Origin of the sequence: Granulicella sp. S190, from assembly GCF_009766095.1 — a bacterium.
Taxonomy (GTDB): domain Bacteria; phylum Acidobacteriota; class Terriglobia; order Terriglobales; family Acidobacteriaceae; genus Edaphobacter.
Window position 1 is genome coordinate 22,159 of record NZ_LMUD01000023.1, and the last position, 24,551, is coordinate 46,709.

At 55.5% G+C, this 24,551-nt stretch carries 19 protein-coding genes and 2 tRNA genes; 16 read left to right on the forward strand and 5 right to left on the reverse strand.

Translation table 11 applies throughout. The annotated features are described in order from the left end of the window. Window positions 1-30 precede the first annotated feature (30 nt). From GSQ94_RS13435 to GSQ94_RS13445, 3 genes are read left to right on the forward strand one after another with little or no spacing between them, the layout of a single operon-like run. Entirely contained in the window at window positions 31-717 is a 687-nt protein-coding gene (locus GSQ94_RS13435) for a hypothetical protein (protein WP_158944394.1), read from the forward strand. A 27-nt stretch (window positions 718-744) separates the two neighbouring features. Continuing rightward, the gene (locus GSQ94_RS13440; protein WP_158944395.1) at window positions 745-2,367 is read left to right on the forward strand and encodes a hypothetical protein; all 1,623 of its coding nucleotides are present in this window, start codon (window positions 745-747) and stop codon (window positions 2,365-2,367) included. Then, window positions 2,357-2,911 (forward strand): hypothetical protein, encoded by a 555-nt coding sequence (locus tag GSQ94_RS13445; protein WP_158944396.1) that lies wholly within the window; start codon window positions 2,357-2,359, stop codon window positions 2,909-2,911. Before GSQ94_RS13440 ends, GSQ94_RS13445 begins: the two co-directional genes overlap by 11 nt. A 17-nt stretch (window positions 2,912-2,928) precedes the next feature. Here the strand turns inward: GSQ94_RS13445 and treS are convergent, their stop codons facing one another. Next, the gene (gene treS / locus GSQ94_RS13450) at window positions 2,929-6,243 is read right to left on the reverse strand and encodes a maltose alpha-D-glucosyltransferase (protein WP_158944397.1); all 3,315 of its coding nucleotides are present in this window, start codon (window positions 6,241-6,243) and stop codon (window positions 2,929-2,931) included. Window positions 6,244-6,281: 38 nt separating this feature from the next. Next, window positions 6,282-8,297 (reverse strand): alpha-1,4-glucan--maltose-1-phosphate maltosyltransferase, encoded by a 2,016-nt coding sequence (locus tag GSQ94_RS13455; protein ID WP_158944398.1) that lies wholly within the window; start codon window positions 8,295-8,297, stop codon window positions 6,282-6,284. Between the two features lie 311 nt (window positions 8,298-8,608). On the opposite strand from GSQ94_RS13455, the gene GSQ94_RS13460 reads away from it, so the two are divergent. Continuing rightward, window positions 8,609-11,833: an alpha-L-rhamnosidase gene (locus GSQ94_RS13460; RefSeq protein ID WP_158944399.1), complete on the forward strand. Its 3,225-nt coding sequence runs from the start codon at window positions 8,609-8,611 to the stop codon at window positions 11,831-11,833. 28 nt (window positions 11,834-11,861) lie between these two features. On the opposite strand, the gene ggt is transcribed toward GSQ94_RS13460, so the two are convergent. Continuing rightward, a complete protein-coding gene (ggt, locus tag GSQ94_RS13465) occupies window positions 11,862-13,643 on the reverse strand; it encodes a gamma-glutamyltransferase (RefSeq protein WP_158944400.1) in 1,782 nt (593 codons plus the stop codon). A gap of 130 nt (window positions 13,644-13,773) precedes the next feature. On the opposite strand from ggt, the gene GSQ94_RS13470 reads away from it, so the two are divergent. The 8 genes from GSQ94_RS13470 to rplI all read left to right on the forward strand — a co-directional run bounded on the left by GSQ94_RS13470 (window position 13,774) and on the right by rplI (window position 19,556). Continuing rightward, window positions 13,774-14,922 (forward strand): 4-(cytidine 5'-diphospho)-2-C-methyl-D-erythritol kinase, encoded by a 1,149-nt coding sequence (locus GSQ94_RS13470; protein ID WP_158944401.1) that lies wholly within the window; start codon window positions 13,774-13,776, stop codon window positions 14,920-14,922. 43 nt (window positions 14,923-14,965) lie between these two features. Next, window positions 14,966-15,039, forward strand: a tRNA-Gln gene (locus GSQ94_RS13475). 391 nt (window positions 15,040-15,430) lie between these two features. After that, on the forward strand, window positions 15,431-16,426 hold the full coding sequence (locus GSQ94_RS13480) for a ribose-phosphate diphosphokinase (RefSeq protein WP_371417532.1): 996 nt from the start codon (window positions 15,431-15,433) through the stop codon (window positions 16,424-16,426). Window positions 16,427-16,510: 84 nt separating this feature from the next. Beyond that, on the forward strand, window positions 16,511-17,203 hold the full coding sequence (locus GSQ94_RS13485; protein WP_158944403.1) for a 50S ribosomal protein L25: 693 nt from the start codon (window positions 16,511-16,513) through the stop codon (window positions 17,201-17,203). A 66-nt stretch (window positions 17,204-17,269) separates the two neighbouring features. Continuing rightward, window positions 17,270-17,899: an aminoacyl-tRNA hydrolase gene (gene pth / locus GSQ94_RS13490; RefSeq protein WP_158944404.1), complete on the forward strand. Its 630-nt coding sequence runs from the start codon at window positions 17,270-17,272 to the stop codon at window positions 17,897-17,899. A gap of 110 nt (window positions 17,900-18,009) precedes the next feature. After that, a complete protein-coding gene (rpsF, locus tag GSQ94_RS13495; protein ID WP_158944405.1) occupies window positions 18,010-18,483 on the forward strand; it encodes a 30S ribosomal protein S6 in 474 nt (157 codons plus the stop codon). 164 nt (window positions 18,484-18,647) lie between these two features. Then, a complete protein-coding gene (rpsR, locus tag GSQ94_RS13500) occupies window positions 18,648-18,986 on the forward strand; it encodes a 30S ribosomal protein S18 (protein ID WP_158944406.1) in 339 nt (112 codons plus the stop codon). Window positions 18,987-19,079: 93 nt separating this feature from the next. Beyond that, a complete protein-coding gene (rplI, locus tag GSQ94_RS13505) occupies window positions 19,080-19,556 on the forward strand; it encodes a 50S ribosomal protein L9 (protein ID WP_158944407.1) in 477 nt (158 codons plus the stop codon). An 89-nt stretch (window positions 19,557-19,645) separates the two neighbouring features. Here the strand turns inward: rplI and GSQ94_RS13510 are convergent, their stop codons facing one another. Beyond that, window positions 19,646-20,920, reverse strand: coding sequence for an ABC transporter permease (locus tag GSQ94_RS13510; RefSeq protein WP_158944408.1), 1,275 nt, complete (start codon window positions 20,918-20,920; stop codon window positions 19,646-19,648). 78 nt (window positions 20,921-20,998) lie between these two features. Between GSQ94_RS13510 and GSQ94_RS13515 the strand changes: the two genes are divergently transcribed. Continuing rightward, window positions 20,999-21,088 (forward strand) — tRNA-Ser (locus GSQ94_RS13515). A 471-nt stretch (window positions 21,089-21,559) separates the two neighbouring features. Here the strand turns inward: GSQ94_RS13515 and GSQ94_RS13520 are convergent. Continuing rightward, on the reverse strand, window positions 21,560-21,967 hold the full coding sequence (locus tag GSQ94_RS13520; RefSeq protein ID WP_254063860.1) for a cupin domain-containing protein: 408 nt from the start codon (window positions 21,965-21,967) through the stop codon (window positions 21,560-21,562). Window positions 21,968-22,170: 203 nt separating this feature from the next. On the opposite strand from GSQ94_RS13520, the gene GSQ94_RS13525 reads away from it, so the two are divergent. The 3 genes from GSQ94_RS13525 to GSQ94_RS21445 all read left to right on the forward strand — a co-directional run bounded on the left by GSQ94_RS13525 (window position 22,171) and on the right by GSQ94_RS21445 (window position 24,406). Next, on the forward strand, window positions 22,171-23,082 hold the full coding sequence (locus tag GSQ94_RS13525) for a LysR family transcriptional regulator (RefSeq protein WP_158944409.1): 912 nt from the start codon (window positions 22,171-22,173) through the stop codon (window positions 23,080-23,082). Between the two features lie 112 nt (window positions 23,083-23,194). Further along, a complete protein-coding gene (locus GSQ94_RS13530; RefSeq protein ID WP_158944410.1) occupies window positions 23,195-23,923 on the forward strand; it encodes an SDR family NAD(P)-dependent oxidoreductase in 729 nt (242 codons plus the stop codon). A 195-nt stretch (window positions 23,924-24,118) separates the two neighbouring features. Further along, window positions 24,119-24,406, forward strand: a complete 288-nt coding sequence (locus tag GSQ94_RS21445) for a RidA family protein (RefSeq protein WP_254063861.1) — start codon at window positions 24,119-24,121, stop codon at window positions 24,404-24,406. Window positions 24,407-24,551: the final 145 nt, after the last annotated feature.

Here is a 24,551-nt window from a genome sequence, read left to right on the forward strand (position 1 = left end):
CCATCCTTCGCGGTGGACCAAGGGGTGTCTATGTTGTTGCGAGTTCTTGTAAGCACTTTATGGCTTAGTGCGGCCATGCTGGCACAGACCGTTCAACCGGTCATTGTGGAATACAAAGCTAAAGCGGATGGAAAGCTTGCGCTGACAAACGACACTCTTGTTCCTATGGTGGTGGTGCTGGAGCCTAAGAGCTTCAGCATCACTCCTGAGGGAAGGGGCATCTTTCGCCCACTGGACAGTAGCATTCACGTGCAGCTTTCGTCGATGAGTGTTCGGCTGCAGCCAAAACAAACCTACTATGTTTTTTATAAGGCCACGGCGGACAAGCTGCCTGCGTGGTTCACGGTATACGCCACATTTTCCAACCCATTGCACAGCGATGGTCTAGATGTAAGGATCATGCTTCCGCATACGGTTTATCTCTACCAGAAACAGCCTTTGACTGAAGCCGAGGTTCAGGTGAAGAATCTCTCTTACAGTGTTGGCTCTAGACGGTTGAGCTGCGATCTCGAGAATGAAGGAGACTCCCTGGCCCGAGTGCAGTCGGTCAAAGCAACGGGTGATCATGTAACAGGAGATCTTGCTGGATTTCCTCTATTGCCAGGTGGATCGAGGCATATCGAGATGGATTGGAAGGAGAGTACATCTCCTTCTGAGATCGACTTCCGCTTCGAGCACTTTGACCTGAAGCGCCCCATCACAGCCAGTACCCAATAAGACGAGAGCGGCTGAGAGGAGGTCGCTGTGAAGTCTCTCGTTCTGGTGCTAATTTTCCTGTGCGGTGGTTGTCTCCGAGCTCAGGTGGTCGAGCTGAGTGCCGGTACTTCGTCGCTCTATCAATCGCAGGGAGGAACCGTGAGTGTCCGTAGTGGAACCTATACGACGTCCGCGGGAGCAGGGACAATCAATGGCCGTTTTTATGCCGGAGCACAGTTAGTCAAAGCTACAGAACGAGCGAAGTATACGTTTGGCATCGACAATATTCCCTTCAACCTGCCGACAGACATCTTTGATAGCGGTCACTATTTGACAGCAGTCGGCGCCGGAGTAGCGACGAAGGCAGCCAACTCAAAGGTCTATGCTTTTGTAGGAGCGACTTCCACCAGCTTCAACAGTCCGTTTTTCAATGCTGCCCAGGCGGTGACGCCGGCGGGGATTTTATTTGTAACTGGAAAAGTTGCACCGCAATGGACCGCTTCGACACGAGTTATTGTCTCGAAGCAAGTGACGGTGTTACACAGCTTCGCGTGGAACTCAGGTGACGGGACGCAGATCGCGTTTTCGGGCGGCCTGGGATCGAATCAGTTGTATGGTGCAGCGAGCATTGCGATTAGCCGCCCTCGGTTTGATTTGAAGGCCGCCTACTATGAGGCGGGCAGCCAGTTCCGTCGGGCAGACGTGCAGACTCCGCTGAGCTCCGAACCAGATCGAGAAAATGTGTCGTTTACCCTGCGACCCGTAAAAAGCCTCACGCTGTCCGCTGGACGGCAGAACTATCTCACCCCGGTCTATGGGACGCAGAATAATTTGCGCAGCACAGTAAATCAGGCATCAGCCAATCTTCAGGTCGCTGGCGTTTCACTCTCCGCGATCTTGCTTCAATCGTCATACAACGGTAGCAGCGACATTGCGATGGTGTATTCAGCAAATAGGGACGTGACGCCGCGAGTTCATATAGGAGTAAGTTATCTCGTCAGTCGGCTAGAGGGCTCAGCCGAGGCGGATGAACTTATCAGCAACGTGCAGGAGACACTTAATCCGCGGTGGACCCTTTCCCAGACGGTCAACACGTCGAACGGTCAGAATACTTTTGGGTTCGGAGGATCATTCCTGTCGAATTTAGCCACGTTGAGTGCGGACTATCAGACCTACTATGTTCCCGCCAGGGTAGGGGATCCGTTTGAAGAAGCGTTGATCTTCAATGCAGAGATTCATCTCTTTGGACGTCTGAGTCTGAATGGAGGAACCTTCGTCGCACCCGACGGACAGCTGCTCTATACCGCAGAGGCAGAGGGTACCGTATCGCGGGAGCAAGGTGCGGGAGCCAGTGCTTTTCAGCGCTATTCCATGGGAGCCATGATGATTCATGGCAGGGTGATCGACACGATGGGGCAACCTGTGATGGGCGCTGCACTGCTGATTGATCAGCTTCCCGTATACACAGATTCAGATGGATATTTTTATGTGCGAGAACGAAAGCCGAGGGAGCATCCCCTTACAGTGTTGGTGGATCAGTTTTTGAATGGAGGTAACTATCGTGTAGTGTCAGCTCCTCCAAAGGCGAGTAGTAGCGCAAACGAAAATCAGATAGGCACGACGGTGGTGGTCGAAAGGATTCCACCGGTAAAAGCTAATCATGGGAACTAAGAAGACATATTGGATTGCAATGTGCGGTCTTGCTGCATTGTCAATATCTGCAGCTTCGGCTCAAGCAGTCAGAGTGATTGGCCGCAGGCCCGCGCCTAACGTCTCAGTGAACTTCATTACGATCACCGCACTGCCCAACATAGTGAACTTCAGTCTCGTGGAGGGTGGGGTTGCGACAGGATCATCTCCCGTCACCGTGGTAACGACCTGGGTGGGAATCGGTCTTCTATCTACAGTCCAGATCTATGCATCTCTCTCGAGTGCTGGCACTGCGTTGTCAGGGGGTGCTCCTGTCACGAGTATCCCTTCTTCTTCCGTGTCCGGTCAGGACCCTAAAGGCATTCCAACAAGCTACACACCCTTTACTCAGTCGGGACTAAATCCAGGTAGTAGTCTGTTGCTCTACAACACGGGCGCTATTCTGACGATTGGAGCGCAATCTCATACAGACATTCTTAGTCTTAAGATTGATCTCACGAGCATGCCGCAACTTCCAGTAGGTTCGTATACGGGAGTGCTTACACTGACCATCCAATCCTTCTAATAGAGACAGAAGGTGGGTCACAGATGAAGCGACAGGATACCTGCGAGCGGAATCTTAACCCAGGTAGGTCGATTGTCCAATTCATAAAGAAGTTCGTAGAGGGACTTCTCCAATAGGTAGGCATTGAGCAGAAGCTGCGCCTGTTTCACATTAGGAATAAGCTCAGGCTTTGTAGCTTGAATGGTCGTTCGCCATGCGCGAAGAAACTCGGTGCAGACTGAGTTTTGCCAGAGCGTGGCCCATGCCTCGAGATACTTTGCATCATCAGGACGACGCTGCGCGAAGGCATTATGGGCAGCGTGTGCAGCGTAGCTGAAAGAGCGCAGCATGCCAGCCACATCACGGAGAGGTGATTGCTTTGCGCGACGGTCTGCAAGACTACGTGCAGGTTCCCCTTCGAAGTCGAGAATGACGTAGTCGCCCCGGGATCGAAGCACCTGTCCCAGGTGATAGTCGCCGTGGATGCGGGTTCGTTGCCCCGCCTCTGTAGGTGTGGCGGATGCGATAGCCCGCGCACGGGCGAACAGCTCAATGCGACGGCTCAGAACCAGGGCTGCATTATCGGCTGTGGTCTCGGTGAGTTGCGGCATCCCTCGTTTGAGGGCATCAAGGGTGAGCGACAATTGTTTGTCGATACGGTCAGCGTCCGCAACGAGGTCGGCAGTCGTGAAGTCCTGCACGGAGAAGGCTGCATCGCGGGTCGGTGTAGCTAGCGCCAGATGCATCTCGGCAGTGCGACGGCCCAGCAGAGCGGCAGCATCGAGAGAGAGCCCAGCATGCTCACGCGCAAAGATGGGAATCTCATTTTCTACAAGAAATGAAGCGGGAGTTCCTTGGTCCTGCAGTGCAGGAAGAATGGCGACACTATCGTAGTAGTGCGAAAGCTCGTCGAGGGTCCACTGCCAGCCATCTCCTTCGTTCTCTACCAGGCCCTGAAGCATCGCGACTGTGGTGGGTTCACCGTCTTTCGAGTGCAGGGTAATGTCTCCAAGAAAAGGAGCAATGCGCGGAAAGTGTGCGGTCTCGGTGAGGAAGCGTCCGATCTCGGTGTCGGGATTTTCGCCCGGCTGTAGTCGGCGAAAGAGCTTTATGATCAGCTTTGCGTCATAAAGGATTGAGGTATTGGACTGCTCCGCCGAGCCCGTGCGCGCTGGTAGAGGGTCAGTGCCTCGAGCCTCGGCGAAGGCGCTGCTGGTGTGACCCTGAAGACTCCCGTCTTTCATAGGGAGGTTGCCATTCGACTCAATCAGCTGAAGAATCGCCTGGCGTATATCTTCGCGCGCAATAGCGTCGTGCAGGACCGCCGGTCCAGCGACGGTGGTCACGGTGGCGACGACGCTTGCGGGGTCCGACGCACGAATCATCTCGGCAGCGTTGCCAGTGCTAATGGTGAGCGCAAGCTGATAGGAGTCGCTGCCGCCGTCGGCGTAAAGGAGATGAAGAAAGACAATTACTGCGTTGAGATCCGGAAGCTGCGCAGAATCGAGAATCTCGACTGACTTGATGGTGCGGGATTTTGCGCCAAACCAGCGTTGGCGCGGAAGGTAGCTGATGAGAAGCTCTCGAAGAAGCACTAAGCCATCCCCCGCAAGAATGCCTTCAATTCCACCGCTGAACATGTTCACGATCGGCTCATCTCCCGAAACCTCGACAGGCTCAGGTGTCATGGGGGAAGGCTGGAGCTCGAGCCAAAGGAAAGAGTAAGGAGCCAGCGTAAGTGGATACGGCTGAGTCGTAATTGTGGGGAAGGTGACGTACCCCAACATCTCCACGGGAATCATGCCGGTGAACTTGGAAAGGTCGAGTGAGACGGGTTGAGAGAAGCGTGACAGATTTGCCACGCACAGAACAGTTTCACCGCTCCCGTTCTCTTCATATTGGCGAACATAAGCGAGTATCTTTCGGTTCTCTGGGTTCAAAAACTCCTGCGTGCCGCGGCCAAAGACTTTGAACAGCTTGCGAAGCGCGATCATGTTGCGGGTCCAGTGAAGAAGTGAGGATTGATCGGACTGCTGCGCTTCAACATTAATGGACTGATAGCCCCAGATGGGATCCATGATGACCGGGAAGTAGAGTTGCGCAGGAACGGACTTCGAGAACCCGGCGTTTCGATCGGAGTTCCACTGCATAGGAGTACGGACGCCATTGCGATCGCCCAGATAGATGTTATCGCCCATGCCGATCTCATCGCCGTAGTAAAGGATCGGCGTGCCGGGAAAGCTAAGAAGAAGGGAGTTCAGCAGCTCAATCCGGCGGCGATTATTGTCGACAAGGGGAGCCAGTCGGCGGCGAATCCCTACGTTGATGCGCATACGGGGATCGGCGGAGTAGGCGAGGTACATATAATCGCGCTCGTCGTCGGTGACCATCTCCAGTGTCAGCTCGTCGTGATTGCGAAGGAAGAGACCCCACTGGCAGTTGTCCGGAATGGCAGGCGTCTGCGCCATGATGTCCGTAATCGGAAGGCGGTCTTCCTGGCGAAGCGCCATGTAAATGCGCGGCATAAGCGGGAAATGAAATGCCATGTTGCACTCATCGCCATCGCCGAAGTACGGACGAACATCTGCAGGCCACATGTTGGCCTCGGCAAGTACGAGACGATTGTCATAGTCCGCGTCGATGGCGGCGCGAATCTCTTTGATCTTGACATGTGTCTCGGGGACGTTCTCGCAGCTTGTCCCGTCCCGCTCAACGAGATAAGGAATCGCGTCGAGACGCAGACCATCGACACCCATATCCAACCAAAACCGCATCGCCGACAGAACCTCCTCCATCACGCGAGGATTGTCGAAGTTCAGGTCGGGCTGATGAGAGAAGAAGCGATGCCAGTAGTACTGCTGTGCAACTTCATCCCAGGTCCAGTTGGACTTTTCCGTATCGGTAAAGATGATGCGGACACCTTCAAACAGCTTGTCCGTATCGCTCCATACATACATGTCGCGCTCTGGGGATCCTTTAGGCGCTGACCGAGCTGCTTTGAACCACGGATGCTGATCGCTCGTATGGTTGATGACCAGTTCAATCATCACCTGCATGCCGCGAAGGTGAGCTGCATCAAGAAACTGTTTGAAGTCGTTTAGAGTGCCATAACTTGGATTCACGTCCACATAGTTCGCGATATCGTAGCCGTCATCCCGTAAAGGGGAAGGGAAGAAAGGAAGCAGCCAAAGGCAGGTAACGCCAAGGTCCTGAAGGTAGTCGAGCTTCGACATAAGACCAGGAAAGTCCCCAATGCCGTCGGCGTTCGAGTCCATAAAGGCTCGAATATGAATCTCGTAGATGACCGCATCTTTATACCAAAGCGGATCAGTAGCGCTGCCGGCTTTTTTCACTCTCGTCCTCGTGCTGAAAATGTTTTAGGAACCGCTTCTTATGGAGTGACTGGTGTGTTGTTGCTGGATCTTCGAAGCAGTCGGAAGATGTGCGCTGGCATCACATCCGGTCGCAGGGCAACATAATTACTACGATCATGCCACTGATATCGGACACCCGTAAGAAGATCTTCGATCTCGAAGGTTTCGTTATGAGGGATAGCCAACTCTTTAAGATCGAGATCGATCCAGCCAGCCTGCTCCTGAGTTGGATCGAGGTTGATTGCAACCAGAATCTGGTTCTCGCCACTCCATTTGCTGTAGCAAAGTATGTTTGAGTTATCCACGTTATGGAAGTGAAGCGAGCCATCGCTCTGAAGAGCTGGGTTCTCACTGCGAATCCGATTAACCTGCGTAATCAGCGGCGCGATGCTGATGGACGCGCCACGATCCCACTGGCGAATCTCATATTTCTCGCTGTTAAGGTATTCCTCGCTCACGGCTTTAGCAGGGACATTCTCGCCAAGCTCGTAAGCTGGCCCGTAGATACCATAGTTTGCACCCAGGGTTGCTGCTAGGAGGAATCGCTGCATGAAAGCCGGGCGGCCACCAGTTTGTAGCGCGGCGTGCAATATATCGGGCGTGTTCGGCCAGAGATTCGGATGGAAAAAGTCCGTCACGGGCGGCTTCGTAATCTCTTCAAAGTACTCCTGTAATTCATCCTTGGTATTCCGCCACGTGAAGTAGGTATACGATTGGCTGAAGCCGGCCTTCGCAAGCGAGTACATCACGTGCGGCCGGGTAAAGGCTTCAGCGAGAAAGATCACATCGGGATATTTCTTGTGAACTTCGCTAATGCACCACTCCCAAAACGGAAGTGCCTTGGTATGCGGATTGTCTACACGAAAGATCTTGATATCGCGCTTGATCCAGTACGTGAAGACATCGCGCAAAGCCTCCCACAACCCACGCCAGTCTAGGGATTCAAAGTTCAGCGGATAAATATCCTGGTACTTTTTTGGAGGATTTTCGGCGTACTGGATCGAGCCGTCCGGACGTATGTTGAACCAGTCGGGATGTTCGGCGACCCACGGGTGATCTGGCGAGCACTGGAAAGCAATGTCCAGCGCCACTTCCATCTTGTGTTTGCGAGCGGCTGCGACCAGCGCATCGAAGTCACGAAGCGTACCCAGCTCCGCATGAATGGACTTGTGGCCGCCTTCCTTCGCGCCGATGGCCCAGGGGCTGCCAGGATCATTTGCCGTGGAGGTGACGCTATTATTCGGACCTTTGCGAAACGCCTTGCCGATAGGGTGGATCGGCGGCATATAGAGCACGTCGAAACCCATGGCGGCTATACCAGGCAGCAGCGCCATCACATCCGCAAATGTACCGTGCCTGTTCGGATCGGGTGATGTGGATCGGGGAAAGAGCTCATACCAGGTAGAGTAGCGTGCTCGTTCGCGGTCGACCCAGAGATGTAACTCCAGTCTGTAGCGTGTTGCTAGAGTAAGGTCGGGGTGTTGTGCTACGAGTGCGACAGTCTCCTCACTCAGGGGGAAGACGTACGACTCGGACCTGTCTTTTGCTAGCTTGGTAAGACGAGCGGCCTCATCGGCCAGAACTTTGCTATCAGCACCTCTGGCACGTCGTGCCGCATCTTCCAGCAACTGCGCGCCCGAACTTAGGGCAAGCGGAATATCCTGCACTTCGGTCGAGGAAATCTGCCCTGGAACAGGTTGCGCGGCCAGTCGCTTCTTCAGGTCGTCACACCACGTATCGAAGTGATCAACCCATGCCTCAAGCGTATAGAGCCAATCACCGAGCTTGTCTACCGTGAAACTCGCAGACCAGAGGTCGTTCGTAAGCGGATGCAGGGGCGTTGATCGCCAGCCTTCTTCTCCCGCGCACCGATATAGCAGACGTCCGGAGATGTGATCGTGACCATCGCCAAATATAGCGGCAGTCACCTTTACGGTGTCGCCCAGAATTCGTTTTGCTGGATAACGTCCGCAGTCGACCTGCGGGTCGACCTCTTCAATAATGACTCGCTTACGGCCTTCGATGGGTTTCATATCTCTCAGATCTTCACACTTGCTTTGTACCTATAGTAGTCCGACCGACTGCGTCGAAAGTATCGCTACCTAGATGCAGTAAGACTCCTGATAGGAAGATGCAGACTTGGTCGCATATGTTTGCTGGAAAAGGATGGACCGGCGAGAAGACCCAATCGTTGGGCCCTCCAATACGTGAACCGTTCACGCGAGAGACTGGTCGCAAGGGTCGTTGATTCAAAGTGAAAATTCTCCAATTGAAATTATTTCCTCTTGACACTCCATGGCAGCTCTGTTCGACTTGCTGATGTTTTGGAAGGCGAAAACTCACGATGAAACTCTCTCTTGTCGCCCGCGCGACACGGCGTATTCAGCCTATAGTCCTATCACTCTGCGCTGCGTCAGCCTGGGCCACACCGGTCCATCTCCGCGTAGATCAGCGGATCGATCCCCTTGGTATTGATTCTGCGCCCCCGGTCTTGTCCTGGCAGAGCGATGCAACGACGCGCAACTGGAGCCAGTCGGCCTACCAGATTCTCGTTGCCAGTTCGCCCGATGCTTTACGTGCCGAACGTGCGGATATCTGGGACAGCGGGAAGCAGACATCGTCGGAGTCGGTAAACGTGCCCTACACCGGGCCTGCCTTAACGTCTCACCAGCGCTGTTTTTGGGTGGTTCGCACTTGGGATGCTGAGGGAAAAGAAGAGCGCTCGACCGAGAGTGCATGGTGGGAGATGGGTCTTCTGCAGCCATCTGACTGGCAGGCTCAGTGGATTCGCCGCAGTGATGCCGAAGAGACGGAGGTCATGAAGAAGATAGCCTGGATATGGCTGCCTGATGGAGATCCTGAGCATGTGCCGCAAGCTGCCGAGGCCGAGTTTAGTTACAGTCTGCATCTCGATAAGACCCCAGATGCAGCAGATCTCTTCGTTCTCGCCGGAGGAAACTTCACCACGCGAGTCAATGGCGTAGTTATAGGACACAAGGAGCAATGGGGTTCTTTTGACCGCGAAGACATACGCGACCAACTTCACATTGGTGACAACCAGATTCTTGTTCACGTGGAGATGCCACGGTCCGATCAAGCCGGCAAGACCTTTCGCGCTGCTCTGGCTGCGGCGTTGCGGCTTACCGAGGCTGCTGGAAAGACTATGTGGATCGAAAGCGGCGACACTTGGCAGGTTCGATCGATAAAGCCAGTCGAAAGCAAGGGCTGGTCGCCGGCGCGTAGTCTTGGTGCGCTTCCAGGTCTCGGCTTCGGTGTCTTCACAGATCGCGAATCACCTGCCCCACCACCTTCGCGGATTGAGTCCAACACCGCACTATTCCGTAAACAGTTCACAACTCGAAAGGTCGTGTCGGCGCGCCTCTATGTAACAGCTCTCGGTAGCTACCAGGCCTTTCTCAATGGCAAACCAGTCGGCAAATCCATGCTTGCGCCGGGCTTCACCGACTATCGCAAGCGCCTTTTGTATCAGACCTACGACGTCACTCCACTACTAGTCCCGGGAAAGAACACGATTGCCGCGATTCTGGGAGCAGGGTGGCACGGCAGTCCTCTGCTTTGGTCCGGGTCGCGTCTCTTTCCCGGGCGAGATCGCCTGCGAGCTCAACTCGAACTGACCCTGGCTGACGGAACTCGCCATCAGATAACGACGGACTCAACCTGGCAGACAGCCGCTTCTCCTATCGTCTCTTCGGAGATCTATGGTGGAGAAACATACGATGCTCGGCGTGAAGTCGCAGGGTGGAACACCTCGTCGCCACGGAGCGACACTACTTGGAGTCCGGTGGTTGTAGATGACACAAACACGGCAATCGAGCTGACGGCACAGCCGGATGCTCCGGTGCAAACCTCGCAGACCGTCGCCCCGGTCAAAGTAACGATGGTCGGATCTGGCAAAGTACAGGACGCGGTCTTCGATATGGGGCAAAACATGGTCGGCGTCGTCAGCCTGCATGTACGCGGACCCCGCGGGACGACGGTAAAGCTCCGCTTCGCGGAGCGCCTTAACCCCGATGGAACCGTCTACACAGAAAACCTCAGGGATGCCGATGCTACGGACTCCTACACTCTAAGCGGCAATAAAGAAGGCAATCGAGAAGAAGAGTGGACCCCGGCCTTCACCTTCCATGGCTTTCGCTACGTTCAGGTTTCCGGCTACGTTGGCACCCCACACCTCTCGGCTCTACAGGGCGAAGTACTTAACAGTCTCCCCACTTCGCCTTCAATTCGTTTTGAAAGCTCAAGCGCGCTTCTGAACAAGATGAGCGAGTTGGGGCTGTGGGGGCAACGAGGTAACTTTCTCTCCATCCCGACAGACTGTCCGCAGCGCGACGAGCGTATGGGATGGATGGGCGACGCGGGTGCGTTCTGGCGTACAGGCTCGTACAACTTCGATATCGATGCCTTCTCTAGCAAGTTCATGTTGGACGTGGTGGACGCACAGAGCGACAAAGGAGAGTTCTCAAATATCTCGCCGAATCTCCTGCAGGGACGCGAAGGCCATCCCGGCGCGCCAGGTTGGGGAGACGCCGGGGTGTTGGTCCCATACGCTACCTGGCTTCAATATGGAGACACGTCGCTGATCGAAAGAAGCTGGCCGGCGATGGAGCATTGGATGGACTTTATCCAACGTACCAATCCCAACTATCTTCGCGAAAAAGATCTCGGAAACAACTATGCCGACTGGCTCGCGCCAGATCCCCATACTCCGTCCGATCTGGTTGCTACTGCGTACTGGGCCATCATTGCGCGCCAGATGCAGGCGATGGCGACAGCTCTTGGCCGCACCGCAGAGGCAGACAAATATGCGACTCTTCTCTCTCGCATAGAGTCTGCTTACCAGCAGAAATATGTGCACGCAGATGGCTCAGTGGAAGGTAACACCCAGACCTCGTACGTCCTGACTCTCTACTCCGGCTTCGCTCCAACGACGCTCGAGCAATCGATGACGGATCGTCTGGTCCGTGACATTCAGGCTCACCAAAGCCATCTGACGACTGGCTTCTTAGGCACTCCCTTTCTGCTGTCGGTGTTGGAGGAGCAGGGCCGGGCGGACATCGCGTATAGCCTTCTGCTCAATACAACCTATCCCTCCTGGGGATACATGGTCGACAAAGGAGCAACCACCTGGTGGGAGCGTTGGAACGGCGATACCGGCGATCCTTCCATGAACTCTTACAATCACTACGCATTCGGGTCCGTGATGGCCTGGGTCTACCGGCGCGTCGCGGGCATCGATGCAGATCCCGCCGCGCCGGGCTTCCATCACATCGTCATAAGCCCTCACGTGCAACCGGGCCTTTCGCACGTCCATACCGAGTACGACTCTGTATACGGAACAGTCATGACGGATTGGACGACTAGCCTCGATGGGCAGCTTCAACTAAGTCTCAAAGTACCGGCCAACACAACAGCCACAGTCTTTCTTCCCGCAACCTCAATAAGCGTTGCGAAAGAAGACGGAAAGCCAATCAGCATACCGTATAGGAATGGACCGCTAAAACTCGAGATCGGCTCAGGCGCATATAACTTCTCTGTCGCCGGCAAGTGAGCGAGTAATTTACGCACTGGGAGTCCGTTCAATAACCTGCAGCTTTGCCGTAGTTTCGGCGGTTGTCGTGACCGCCGAGGAGTTCATGAGTTTTAGGATCCACTGCTATAAGTTCGCTGTCACCCCATGTACCGGGATTGTGCTCGTCCGCGACGGCAAGTTGATTCACGGTGTAGCCCATCGCTCTTAGTTGCTCTGCGACTTCAGGAGAAAACTTCTTCTCTAGGTCAAGCCGGTCGGGGAGATACTGGTGATGGAACCGCGGAGCATCGGCAGCTTGCTGAATGTTCAGGCCGTTATCCACGACGCTCAGCAGATCGTTGGCCACAGTGGTAATGATAGTAGACCCTCCGGGTGTTCCGAGAACGAAAGCGAGCTTGGGATGATGGAACAGCCCTCTCTTTGTTATGACGATGGTCGGAGTCATCGCCGAAAGCGGGCGCTTCCCTGGTGCGATCGAGTTGGCGGGACCTTGGATCAGGCCATACATATTCGGCACTCCCATCTTAGAGGCGAAGTCGTCCATCTCGTTGTTCAATAGGAAGCCAAGGCCGTCCACCGTTACACCGGACCCAAAGTTACCGTTAAGGGTGTAGGTATTCGAGACCGCGTTGCCATCAGCGTCAACGATGGAGAAGTGCGTGGTCTGGGTAGATTCGTGTCTGGCAGGCTGAAGCTGCGGAGGTGGAGGCATAAATCCTGCCGGGCGAACGAGATCCTTTGAGTGTGTCGGCGCGTTGGGCATAATGGAGCCACGCCACGCAGCGGCATACGCGGGGTTAGCCATCTCCTTCAGCGGCTGCGGCGTAAAGTCAGGATCGCCGAGATAATCGGCGCGATCCATATAGGCTCGCCGAAAGGCCTCGGTGATGACGTGAACCTGGGGCGCAGAGCGGTCCATCCCTAGTTTAGGGAGGTTATAAGTGGAGAGGATGTTGAGAATCTCAACCAGAACGATGCCCCCGGACGAAGGTGGCGGCGCGGTAATAATTTTGTAACCGTGATAGGAACCTTTTACGGGATCGCGGTCTTTGGCCTCGTAGGCGGCAAGGTCCGCAGCCGTAATGAGTCCTCCACCAGCCTGCTCAAAGGCGGCAATCTGTTTAGCCATCTCCCCTTTGTAAAAATCCTCAGGATCAGCAGCGATCCGTTTCAGCGTCGCCGCGAGAAGAGGCTGTCGGAACGTGTCTCCATCTTTATAGAAGTCCCCATCACGCTGGAAGATATGCGAAGAGACGGGGAAGCGCGTCAGCATCTTGCTATGCAGATTCTGCGCCTCCTCTGCAGACAGGACGTATCCGTCTGTAGCAAGATGAATCGCCGGAGCCATATCCTGCTGCAGCTTTAGCTTGCCGAAATGGCTCTGCGCATAGACCAACCCAGCCACCGTGCCCGGAACCCCAGATGCCTTGTATCCAATGGTCGATAATCCAGGCACAACGTTCTTTTGCTCGTCGAGATACATATCGCGGGTCGCCGCCGCAGGAGCCTTTTCGCGATAGTCAAGAAAGTGCGTCTTGCCTTGCTTGGTCCTGATCAGCATGAATCCGCCACCACCAAGGTTGCCCGCCTGTGGATAAACAACCGCGAGCGCAAATGCCACAGCCACAGCCGCGTCCACCGCATTGCCGCCCTGCATCAGGATCGCCAGGCCTGCATCGGTCGCATCATGGTGGATCGTAACCACCATGGCATGTTTAGCGCGCACCGGTTCTTCGGGAAGAAGAGCGCCGGCACTTTGCGCCAGGAGCGAGTTTGCGACAGAAGCAACTCCAACGATAGCTGCAAAGACACGGGTGCCAAAGGCCATTCGGTTGCTCCACGATGATGCGGATGAACGCTTCCAACAGCATAGCTTGTCAACCCGGCAGGCCGAATCGATCCTTCTCTTCAGCCTGGACGAAAAGAGAGATGGGCGAGGATGGGTAGAATCGAAGGTTATGGCAACGCAGGTTCGTTCCTACTCGAAGATCAATCTGGGGCTGGCTATCGGCCCAGTCAGACCAGACGGCTTTCACGGCCTGACCACGCTCTATCAGACACTGAATCTCCACGATCTGGTCACGGTCTCCGCGAATCGCCTTGGCAGCGGTGCGGCGACAAAGATTTCCCTGACGACGAACCACCCCTTTGTCCCTCGCGATGCTCGAAATACAGCCTGGCGGATGGTGGAGAAGAGTCTCGCGCGTTTGGAGTTAGCCGCTGAGGTCTCTATTCATATCGAGAAGAAGTTGCCTGTCCAGGGCGGCATGGGGGCTGGTTCGGCAAATGCTGCAGCAGCGCTTCTAGGGCTGGAACGTGAGCTCGGCGTTGCGTTACCTGGTGTCGAACGGCTCAAATTGGCGGCTGAAGTTGGGTCCGATGTCCCTTTGTTTCTTCTAGGTGGAGCAGTTCTCGGCCTCGGCCGTGGAGAGCAGGTCATCCCCATGCCGGACCTCCCCAAGACCTGGTGCGTGGTCGCGGTCCCAGCGGTAGGGATATCGACTCCCGCTGCCTTTAGGGAGTGGGACGCCCGCCGCGCAGCGGAGGTCGTCGCCGAAGGACAACTAGACGAAGGGATACCCATCACAGGTACCCCAGCATTGACTTCCCTGGCCGAAGTTGATAAGCTACAGGAGTTGAGTCTTGCTTACTCATCCCTATCTGCCCCAAGTGGAAAGACAGGCGATAGTAGGTCCGGCACCTCCGGTATCGTTCGCGATCCTGATTCCGAGATAAAACGGGATCAATCTGATGAAAATCAGGCTGACGCGAGGAACGATCTGGCCGAGAATACCCTTCTCGCGCTTGTCCGCACCGGGATTGGAAGCGACGGCCTTCAAAATGATTTTGAAGAGGTCGTCTTTCCTCAGTATCCCTCCTTGCGAATAACCAAGCGTCAATTGATGGGTAGTGATTTGGAGAGTTCCGCTGTTTACGCAGCCCTCTCAGGTTCTGGCTCTGCTCTGTTTGGACTTTACCGGTCCGAGCGGGATGCCAAGGCTGCTCAACTGCGCGTCCAGTCCGCTGCGTCGGAGATTGCGGTACAGGTTTTCCTTACGGAGACCTTGCCCCGGCCAGAGTACTGGGACAGAATGTTCGCGGAGTGACCTCGCCGGTCAAGGTAAAATCAAACTGCATCCGGCGATGTACTGGGCGATCGACTAACGGTAGGTCAAGAGACTTTGAATCTCTTTGTCTAGGTTCGAATCCTAGTCGCCCAACCAAAGTCGACGCCAGATGCGACGAGACAGATTAGGGAATCTTTCGCGGTAGCAACAACTTGCCGCAAGATGAAGACGATTTTGGACTCTGCGGAAAACAGCGCGGAGAAAGAAGTACGAAGTTTGAAGGACCGAAGTCTTTTAGTTTTTTTGAGTAGTCCGCAACAAGGATTTCAGAAGAAGTAACGGGGCCGCAACAAGGCCTCGCAAGACATTGCAGCAGGAACAATTCAAGGTCAACCAGCCTGGAGGGTTTCACGTGAACGAACGAAACACGACTGCGGTTCTTTCCCCTATTTCAGAGCAGGCTGATGAGACAGAAACGATCTCGCAGCCTGCGAGCGCGCCTTCTACGCAGGGCGGACATACTAAAGGACCTCAAAGCCCACAGGGGTTGCGGGTACCAGATTTACCAGCTCCGGAGAAAAAGCGCCCCGGACGCCTGAGTGAAAGTAAGCGCATCAAGATTTTTTGCGGATCATCCAATCCTGCTCTGGCAGAGGAGATCTGCAAGTTCGTCGGTGTGCCGCTGGGCGAGACCCGGTTGCAGAGATTCTCCGACGGCGAGGTTCATTTTCAGCTGCTCGAGAACGTTCGCGGTGCGGATGTCTTTCTCGTGCAGCCTACGTCTTTCCCGGTGGATCAGCACCTTGTCGAATTGCTGATCATGATGGACGCGCTCAAACGCGCCTCCGCCGGACGAATTACGGTTGTCATTCCCTACTATGGCTACGCCCGGCAGGACAGAAAAGACCGTCCGCGTGTTGCCATTACGTCGAAGCTGGTCGCCGATCTTCTGACCACCGCCGGTGCAAACCGCGCCCTGCTCGTCGATCTGCATGCAGCCCAGATTCAGGGATTCTTCAATATTCCGGTGGATCACCTCTTTGCCAGCCCGGTGCTGGTGAGCTACTTCCGGGAGCTTGATCTGCCCAATCTGACGGTCGTCTCGCCGGATGCGGGTGGAGTGGAAAGGGCGAGATTCTTCGCCAAGAAGCTGGATGTTCCGTTGGCCATCGTTGACAAGCGGCGGACTGACATTAATGTCACCGAGGTGATGAACGTGATCGGCGATGTAAAGGGCCGCACGTGCTTAATCCTCGATGACATCATCGACACCGCCGGAACTCTGGTGAAGACGGTGGATGCGCTGCTGGCCGAGGGCGCGGAAAAAGTTTATGCATGCGCGACGCATCCGGTACTCTCAGGCCCGGCAGTCGAGCGTATCGCAGCTTCACGGTTGGAGCAGTTGATCGTGACTAATACCATCCCTCTCCGCGAAGACGCGCAAAAGGTGGAGAAGATTAAAGTGCTCTCGATCGCCGGGCTGCTTGGCCGCGCTATCGAGAGTATTCACATGGAGACCAGCGTCAGTACGCTGTTCAACTAGGTCGCAATAGCTAAAGGCGGCCTGGATTAACCCAGGTAGCAAAGGGAGCAGAGCTCAACTCTGTGCCCGAAAGGAAGATTCATCATGGCATCATCCATTATTGAAGCAGTTGTCGCTACGCCCCGTGAGGGCAAGTTCAACAAGAATGCCGCTCGTCGCGTTCGTGTAGCCGGAAAAATTCCTGCCGTTGTCTATGGCGCTGGCCAGGATGCCGTCGCTGTCGCCGTCGACCCCAAGGTAATCACCAAGATTTTGCACTCCGACTCCGGTCACAACACCATCTTCGACCTCAATGTCGAGGGCGCGTCCGTTGCGAAGGCCATGATCGTCGATTGGCAACACGAGCCGATCAAAGGCACCCTCCTCCATATCGACCTGAAGCGAATCGCGATGGACAAGGCAATGCGCGTTTCTGTGCCGATTCAACTGGTTGGTGTTCCTGTCGGCGTGAAGTCGCAAGGCGGCATTCTAGAGCACGTCATGCGCGAAGTTGAAGTCGAGTGCCTCCCGAACGATATCCCGAGCCACCTTGACGTCGATGTTTCTAACCTCGAGATCAACGGCGCGATCCACGTGTCCGATCTGCCGCACTCGGGCAGCATCAAGTTTCTCGGCGATGAGCACGCAACCGTAGCTCATGTCACCTCGATCAAGGAGGAGGTTGTGGCAGCCGATGCAGTTGCCGCGGCACCCACCGAGCCAGAGGTCGCCAAGAAGGGCAAGACAGATGCAGCTGCTGCACCTGCCGCCGATGCCAAGGATGCAAAGAAGAAGTAGTTCTATGCAGTCTGCCGATCTTCCGGATCTGCAGGCCGCCTGATTTGATGGAAAGGAAAGCAAAGCGTGAAGTTGATCGTCGGTCTCGGCAACCCCGGTATCGAGTATCAGTTCACGCCGCACAACGCCGGCTTTTTGGCGGTGGATCGCATCGCGGACGACTGCGGCGTGATTCTTTCCAATCGTCGGGGACGAGCTCTAACGGCAAAGGCGCGGCTCGCAGGACACGAAGTTCTGCTGGCCAAACCTGAGACATACATGAATCTGAGCGGGCTTTCGGTAGCCGCCCTGGTTCAGGAGCTTGAAATCGAAATCCCGTCACAGGACCTGATTGTCCTCTATGACGAGCTTGCATTTTCGCTGGGCAGACTCCGCATCAGCGCGAACGGCAGGGCAAACGGGCACAACGGAGTGAAGTCCATCTCCGGTGCGCTTGGAACGGAAGAGTGGTTGCGCATCCGCATCGGCGTTGGGAAACCGGCGCTTGAGGATGGCAGAGAGATTAAAGCCGGCGGCAAGGATTATTTGCTGGCGCAGTTTCGGAAGCAGGAGCTTGCGGTGTTGGATGAAGTGCTCGATAGGGCGAAGGGTGCTGTCGAGGCGGTAATGACCGAAGGGGTTAGTGCCGCAATGAACAGGTTCAACCGTCGGCCAGAGGATCCGGAGAGTGGATCGGACGGGTCGAAGGAGACGTAAAGAAGGAGTAGCGACGGTTGCTACTTAGACGCAGTCGAAATTCCAAACCGGGTTGGCAGAACAGACGTCAACACGGTGCGAAGCAGAACTTCGCAGAAAGAAGTAATCGAATGAATCGTACCTACGAAATCATGTTCATCGTCCGGCCGGACGTTGAAGAAGCCGAACTCGATAAGCTGATTGAAGGCTTCTCCGCGAACGTCACCAATGGTGGCGGCGAAGTGAAGAGCGTCGAGAAGATGGGCCGTCGCCGGCTCGCCTACACCGTCCGCAAGTTCAACGACGGTTTTTACATCCTGCTGAACGTCGCCGCAGCTGGTTCGCTCATCACTGAGATTGAGCGTCGCCTCCGCGTCTCCGAGCAGGTCATCAAGTTCATCACGGTTCGCATGGACGAAGAAGAGAAGCGTCTCGCGAAGGTCAAAGCCATCCGCGACACTAAGGTCAAGCGCAGCGCGCAGCCGATCGCCGCTCCTGTCCACGCAGCAGTCGAGACGGAAGAAGAGAAGAAGCCCGTTGCAGCAGCTCCTGCCGAGCACGTCGCCGCCGACGCACCGGCCGAGACTGTCTCCACCGCCGTTTAACTTCCGCTTCGCCTGAACATTCGCGATGAGATTCAAACCGCATCGCACAACGCACCACGACCACTGATCTTCGCTTCCAATCGACTTCATTTCGTCGGTTGTTCAGAGGCTCCAACGCGAACCTGGAGCGAGGAAAGGCACAACGTACCTGAGAGGGAAATATCATGGCTGACGAAACCAGCACGCAATCCACTGAGCAGCACGCACCAACACCCCGCCCGGCGCACTCTGGTCCTCGCACCCCACGCCCCGCAGGCGCACCCGGCGGCGGTCCTGGCGGCCGCAAGTTCTTCCGTCGCAAGAAGGTCTGCAAGTTCTGCACCGAGAAGATCGACGCCATCTCCTACCGCGACGTTCGCCTGCTTCAGGGCTTCGTTGCCGAGCGTGGCAAGATCGTTCCGCGTCGCCTCACCGGCGTCTGCACACGCCACCAGCGCAAGCTCAGCCTGGCCATCAAGCAGTCGCGCAACATCGCCCTGCTCGCCTTCGCTGCCCGCTTCTAACTTCTTCCGCTGCTCCGGAACCTGCCCGCAGCGGAAACATAGATACGCAAGACTGGCGGCACCGCGAGCCAGAGACGAAATCGGAGAAATGCAATGGAAGTCATTCTGAAGGAAGACGTAAACAAGCTCGGACATCGCGGCGACGTGGTCAAGGTCGCTGACGGCTACGGGCGCAACTATTTGCTGCCGGAGAAGCTCGCCATCGAGGCGACCCTCGCCAACAAGGCAGTCATCGAGCAGATGAAGGCATCCGCGGTTCGCAAGTCCGCCAAGGAGAAGACCGGAGCCGAGCAGTTGGCGACCCAGCTCTCTGAGGTTGAGCTTGTGTTCGAGCGCAAGGTCGGCGAGAACGAGCATCTCTTCGGCTCGGTCACCTCGGGCGACATCGCGCAGCAGCTCGAACAGAAGGGTTTCAACATAGATCGCCGCAAGATCTCTCTCGAGGAGCCGCTGAAGACGATCGGCGAATACCACGTCCCCGTGAAGCTGCACCGTGAAGTCACCAGCCACATCAAGGTAACCGTCAAGGGCGACCAGCCGGAAGCCGAAGCAGCAACCGCAACTGCTTAGCTCATCACTCGCACATCGGCCTTCAACGAGATCATCGTTGAAGGCCGGTGTTTTTACTCGCACCCGTCAGAGCCTAAATGGCAGATCCACTACTCATACTTCAGCGTCTGTACCGGATCCAGCCGCGCCGCCCGATTCGCAGGAAGCGTCCCAAACAGAATCCCCACCAGCACCGAGCTCCCCAGCGAAAACACCACCGACCACGGATTCACCGGAATCTTGAACGGCGTCAGCAGCCCCAGCGTCAGCGGCAGTGCCAGCCCGATTAGCGTCCCGATAATTCCTCCGCTCAGCGAAAGAAACACCGCCTCCGTCACGAACTGCAGTCGTATCTCGCGGCTAGTCGCGCCCAGCGCCTTTCGAATTCCAATCTCCTTGATCCGCGCCTGCACGTTAGCTAGCATGCTGTTCATGATGCCTACCCCGCTGACGATCATCGTTATCCCTGCTCCCAGCGTCAGCACGATGGTCAGCATATCGGCGATCTTCGCCATGCTGCTCAAAATATCGGTCAGCGTCACGGCGCTATACACCGAGCCCGCATAGTGCCGGGATTTCACAATCTCTAGAATGCGCTCACTCGCCGGCACCACCATGGCAGCTGTGCGCATGGTGAAAAAGATCTCCTTCAGCGTATTCGTACCGGTAAAGTACCGTACCACTGGATACGGAACGAGCATCGTATGGTCACTGATCTCAGAGTTCCCATACGTATCGAATGCCTCCTTGAACACACCGATCACAGTAAACGGTATGCCCTTGATGCTGATCGTCTTCCCAACCGCCCCGTTCGCCGTGCCATAGAGCTCCTCCGCAAACGGCTTCACCACCACAGCAACCTTCTCATGAGCCAGCTCGTCCTGGTCGTCGAAGAACCGCCCCGACACCACAATCAGGTTGCGCACGATCTTGTACTGTGGCGACACGCCCAGGAGCGTCGTCTGCTTCGTAATCCCCCCGCCCAGACTCACATTGTCATGAAACTCCAGCATGGGCGACGACGCCACAATCCCCGGCACCTGTGCTAGTACCTCGTGCATATCATCGAGCGTCATGTAGTCCGGCGTGCTGGTATTGTCCGGGCCGCTCACATTGCCGCCGCCATACTGCAGCTCAATCTTGTTCGGGCCAATACTCGTCAGCTGGTCCAGCGCAAACTGCTTCCCGGTAGAGCCAAGCGTCGCCACCAGGATGATGGAGGCCGACCCGATCACCATGCCCAGCATCGTCAGTAAAAATCGCGTCTTACTTGCACGAAAGCTGTCCACCGCCAGCTTGGCTACCTCGCTGAACATCATGGTCGAGCGGGCGCTTGCCAGCGTACGGTCAAACGAGCTCGGTCTATGCGGATTCGTGGTTGCCATCGGGATTAAAGTATTAGACTCCTACCAGTATCGCAGCGGTGCACTGTTTCCTGCTAACCTTCTAGAGTGCACTGCCGCGGAGGGATGTGTGAGCGGTTGAAACAGGCGGTCTTGAAAACCGCTTAGCCTGAAAAGGCTACGGGGGTTCGAATCCCTCTCCCTCCGCCATTTTGTCTCTCGGCTCTAGAAGTAGCGATTCGCAACGGCGGAGACTCGCGAAATCCGAATATTTTTTTGGGGTTTCTTCAGCGACTTTCATCTCTATAGAGAAACGGCGGGTCGCACTCGTGGATCGAGTAGGAGAATATCTTCGGACGCGTGGGCTGGAGAGAATATTGGGAGCCAAAATCGTAGAGTGCGCACAGTTCCTACTGGGTCAGGTGTCAACTCTGTTTGAGCGCTATCTATCTTGACGCTCGGCAAAGAACTTCCCAAGCAAGAAGCATGCCCTACAGGCCTTGGTAATTGGGATATTACTCCATCGACTGATCAGGCGATCTGCCTCTACACAGAGGCTCCGACACAGCTTCTGAGCCTGAAGGTCCCGGTCGGAAGGCAAATCGTGAAAAGACCACTCTCTGTCAGCCACAGGTCACAAGAAGGCGTTTTCGTGATCAAATCCTCTCAGTAGCGAGATGTCTAACCGGAGCGTCCTTTGCCAGGAGTTTGGTGAAGTAAAAAGGTCATTACGCTACTACCTGTGTTTGTGATGCCATGCAGCACATTAGCTTCGGCGTACATCATGCCACCAGCCTCAACCTGCGTCAGAACTCCATCGAGCACTATTTCGCCTGTACCTGCAGCAACGATCATCAATTCCTCTTCGGGATTGCGGTGAGGTGGGTGAGGTCGAGCGCCAGGCTCAAGCGTGACCACACCAGACGCGACAGCGGCCAGCTGGGTCGTGGGGCCGTTGAAATGCACCTTAGCCTTTGCCCCGGGACTGTCACCAATCGAGGATAAACCCCGCCCCTTTACGACAAAACTCTTGAGAAGCTTTCCATCCCGGACTGTATCCACATGCGTAATTGGTTGTTGGGCCTGCAAGAACGCGCTTGGAAGTGCTGCCGTCGAAGCCAGGAAATTTCTTCTGTTCTGGAAGTTACTGGCGGGTGTTGAAACTTTGCGATTGAAAAGCTGATTCTTAGCTTTTTTATCTTCGTTCCCCTATTACACACGGATAGGGTTCATCATTCCAGATATAGGCGCTGGTGGCATGTTCTAATCCTCCGATAGGAAACGGCTATCACATGGAATTAAGACATTTACGGTATTTCGCTGCGGTAGTGCAGTGGAAAGGCTATCGGGAAGCTTCGCGACATCTATACATCACTCAGCCTTCTATCAGCCAGGCTGTCTCCGACCTTGAGAGTGAACTTGGGATCAAACTCTTTTTGCGTGAGGGAAAAGTCGCTCGACTCACGCCAGAAGGTGAGGCGTTTTATGAGGAAGCGATCAAAACCCTAGCACAGGCAGCGAGGTCCATTGCGACCGCTCAGCGAGCGGCCAAGGGAGAATTCGGCAGGCTTGGCATCGGATTCATGGGATTTTCCAGCTCCCCCTTCCTTCCCGAACTTCTGCGGAAGTACAAAGCGCGTCATCCGGGCGTCTCGTTGCGTCTCGTTGAAGACGTTCCGCACGGCCAAGACATCGCATTTGATCGCGGAGAGATCGACATCGCCTTCACGCGGCCGCCGTCCCCGGACCGCAGTTCGTCATATCAATCCCAGCTACTCTTCAAGGAGCCACTGGTGGTTGCTCTTCCGAAGAGCCGTGACGTGACAACGAAGCGAGTGCGCATTGCTGATCTCGCGGGTGAGCGCTTCGTCGTCTTTCAACGCACAAGCTCGCCTGAGGTCTTCGACACTATCGTCCGCGTGTGCAACGACAATGGATTCTCGCCACGTCTGCACCACGAACTTAACAATATGAACTCGGTACTCGCTACCGTCGAGGCAGGTGAAGGTGTCGCCATCGTGCCCGCCACGGCCAGCAATCTGCGTCCGGAAAATATCTCCTTTCATCGTCTTCAGCCCGACGAGGTCCGAATTGACTTTGTCGCAGCCTGGCAGAAAAAGCAATTGTCCGTCGCTCTCAGGTCTTTTCTTGAACTACTAGAAGAAGAGTCGCCATCTATTCGTGCAATCATGAAGTTCACGTAAGCGATAGCCTTCACCTATCGGACGATAGAAACTTACGACGCATCGTTATCGGCTGCCATGACTCTCTTATTGTGTACGGCGGCGCAAGCTGTCGCAGCAAAGGAGGCTGGAAATGGTAAGCAAGCAGAAAACAATCATCGTAACGGGCGCTTCGCAGGGCATCGGCGCAGGAGTCGTGCAGTCTTTCCTCGATCGCGGATATAACGTGGTCGCGAACTCGCGCAACATCACCAAGTCGGAAGCGTTTGAGACGTCGGATAGGCTTGCGCTTGTAGACGGAAACATCGGCGAGAGTGCCGTAGCCGCAAAGATCCTTGAGACAGCCATCACGAAGTTTGGCTCGATCGACGCGCTCGTCAACAACGCTGGCATCTTCTTTACGAAGCCGTTTACGGAGTACACAGCGGAAGACTTCCAAGCGCTTTCCTCCGTCAACCTTGAGGGCTTCCTGTACATCACTCAGGGTACCGTCAAGCAGATGCTTGCGCAGAAGTCCGGCGGCAGCGTGGTAAGCATCACGACCTCGTTGGTAGTAAACCCAATCGCGGGCATCACATCATCGGTGCCGATGATCACCAAGGGCGGTATTGAGGCGGTTACGCGCAGCTTGGCAACCGAATACGCGACCGAGCACATCCGCTTTAACGCCGTCGCGCCAGGCACCGTTGATACTCCGATGCACGCAAACAACCCAAAAGACTTCCTGAAGACTCTCTCGCCCATGGGTACAATTTCGAGCGTGGAGGATATCGTGGACGCAGTGGCTTATCTAACGGAGGCTCGCAATGTGACTGGGGAGGTGCTGCACGTGGACGGCGGTTCGCACTCCGGCAAATGGTAAGCGCGCAGGGTTCACAGCAGGAACGCGCCGAGCGGCGGCTACAAGAACTCGGTGTTGAACTCACGTCTGCGCCCACGCCGTTTGGCGCTTATGTCGAAAGCGTGCAGACCGGAAACCTGCTGTACCTCAGTGGCATGCTTCCCGCAGTCGGACATGAACCAAAGTTCGTGGGTCGGCTAGGGAAAGGAGTTCGACGTGGAACAAGGTCGCGAGGCTGCGCGCATCGCTGCATTGAATGTTCTATCAGCAGCGCGAAATCATCTTGGCTCATTGGATAGAGTGACCAGGGTGGTGAAGTTGGCCGTGTATCTGGCGACAGAAGGGGACTTCTTCGCTCAACCCAAAGTGGCAGATGCAGCCTCCGAGTTGCTTCGCGACGTATTTGGACCGGATAGGCTTCCAGTGCGAATTGTGCTCGGTGTCGCTAGTCTTCCGCTCGGGATGCCGGTTGAACTTGAGGTCGTACTAGAAGTCGAAGGATGAACGAGGCGCGTTATTTCCCTCGTTCTCTCTATGAGGTTGTTATGTCAAACACATAGAACCAAACGCGCGTTGCATCAACCCTGGGGATTGAATATCCAATCGTCCAGGGTCCCCTTGGCGGCCGGATCTTTTGTCGAAACTCAAA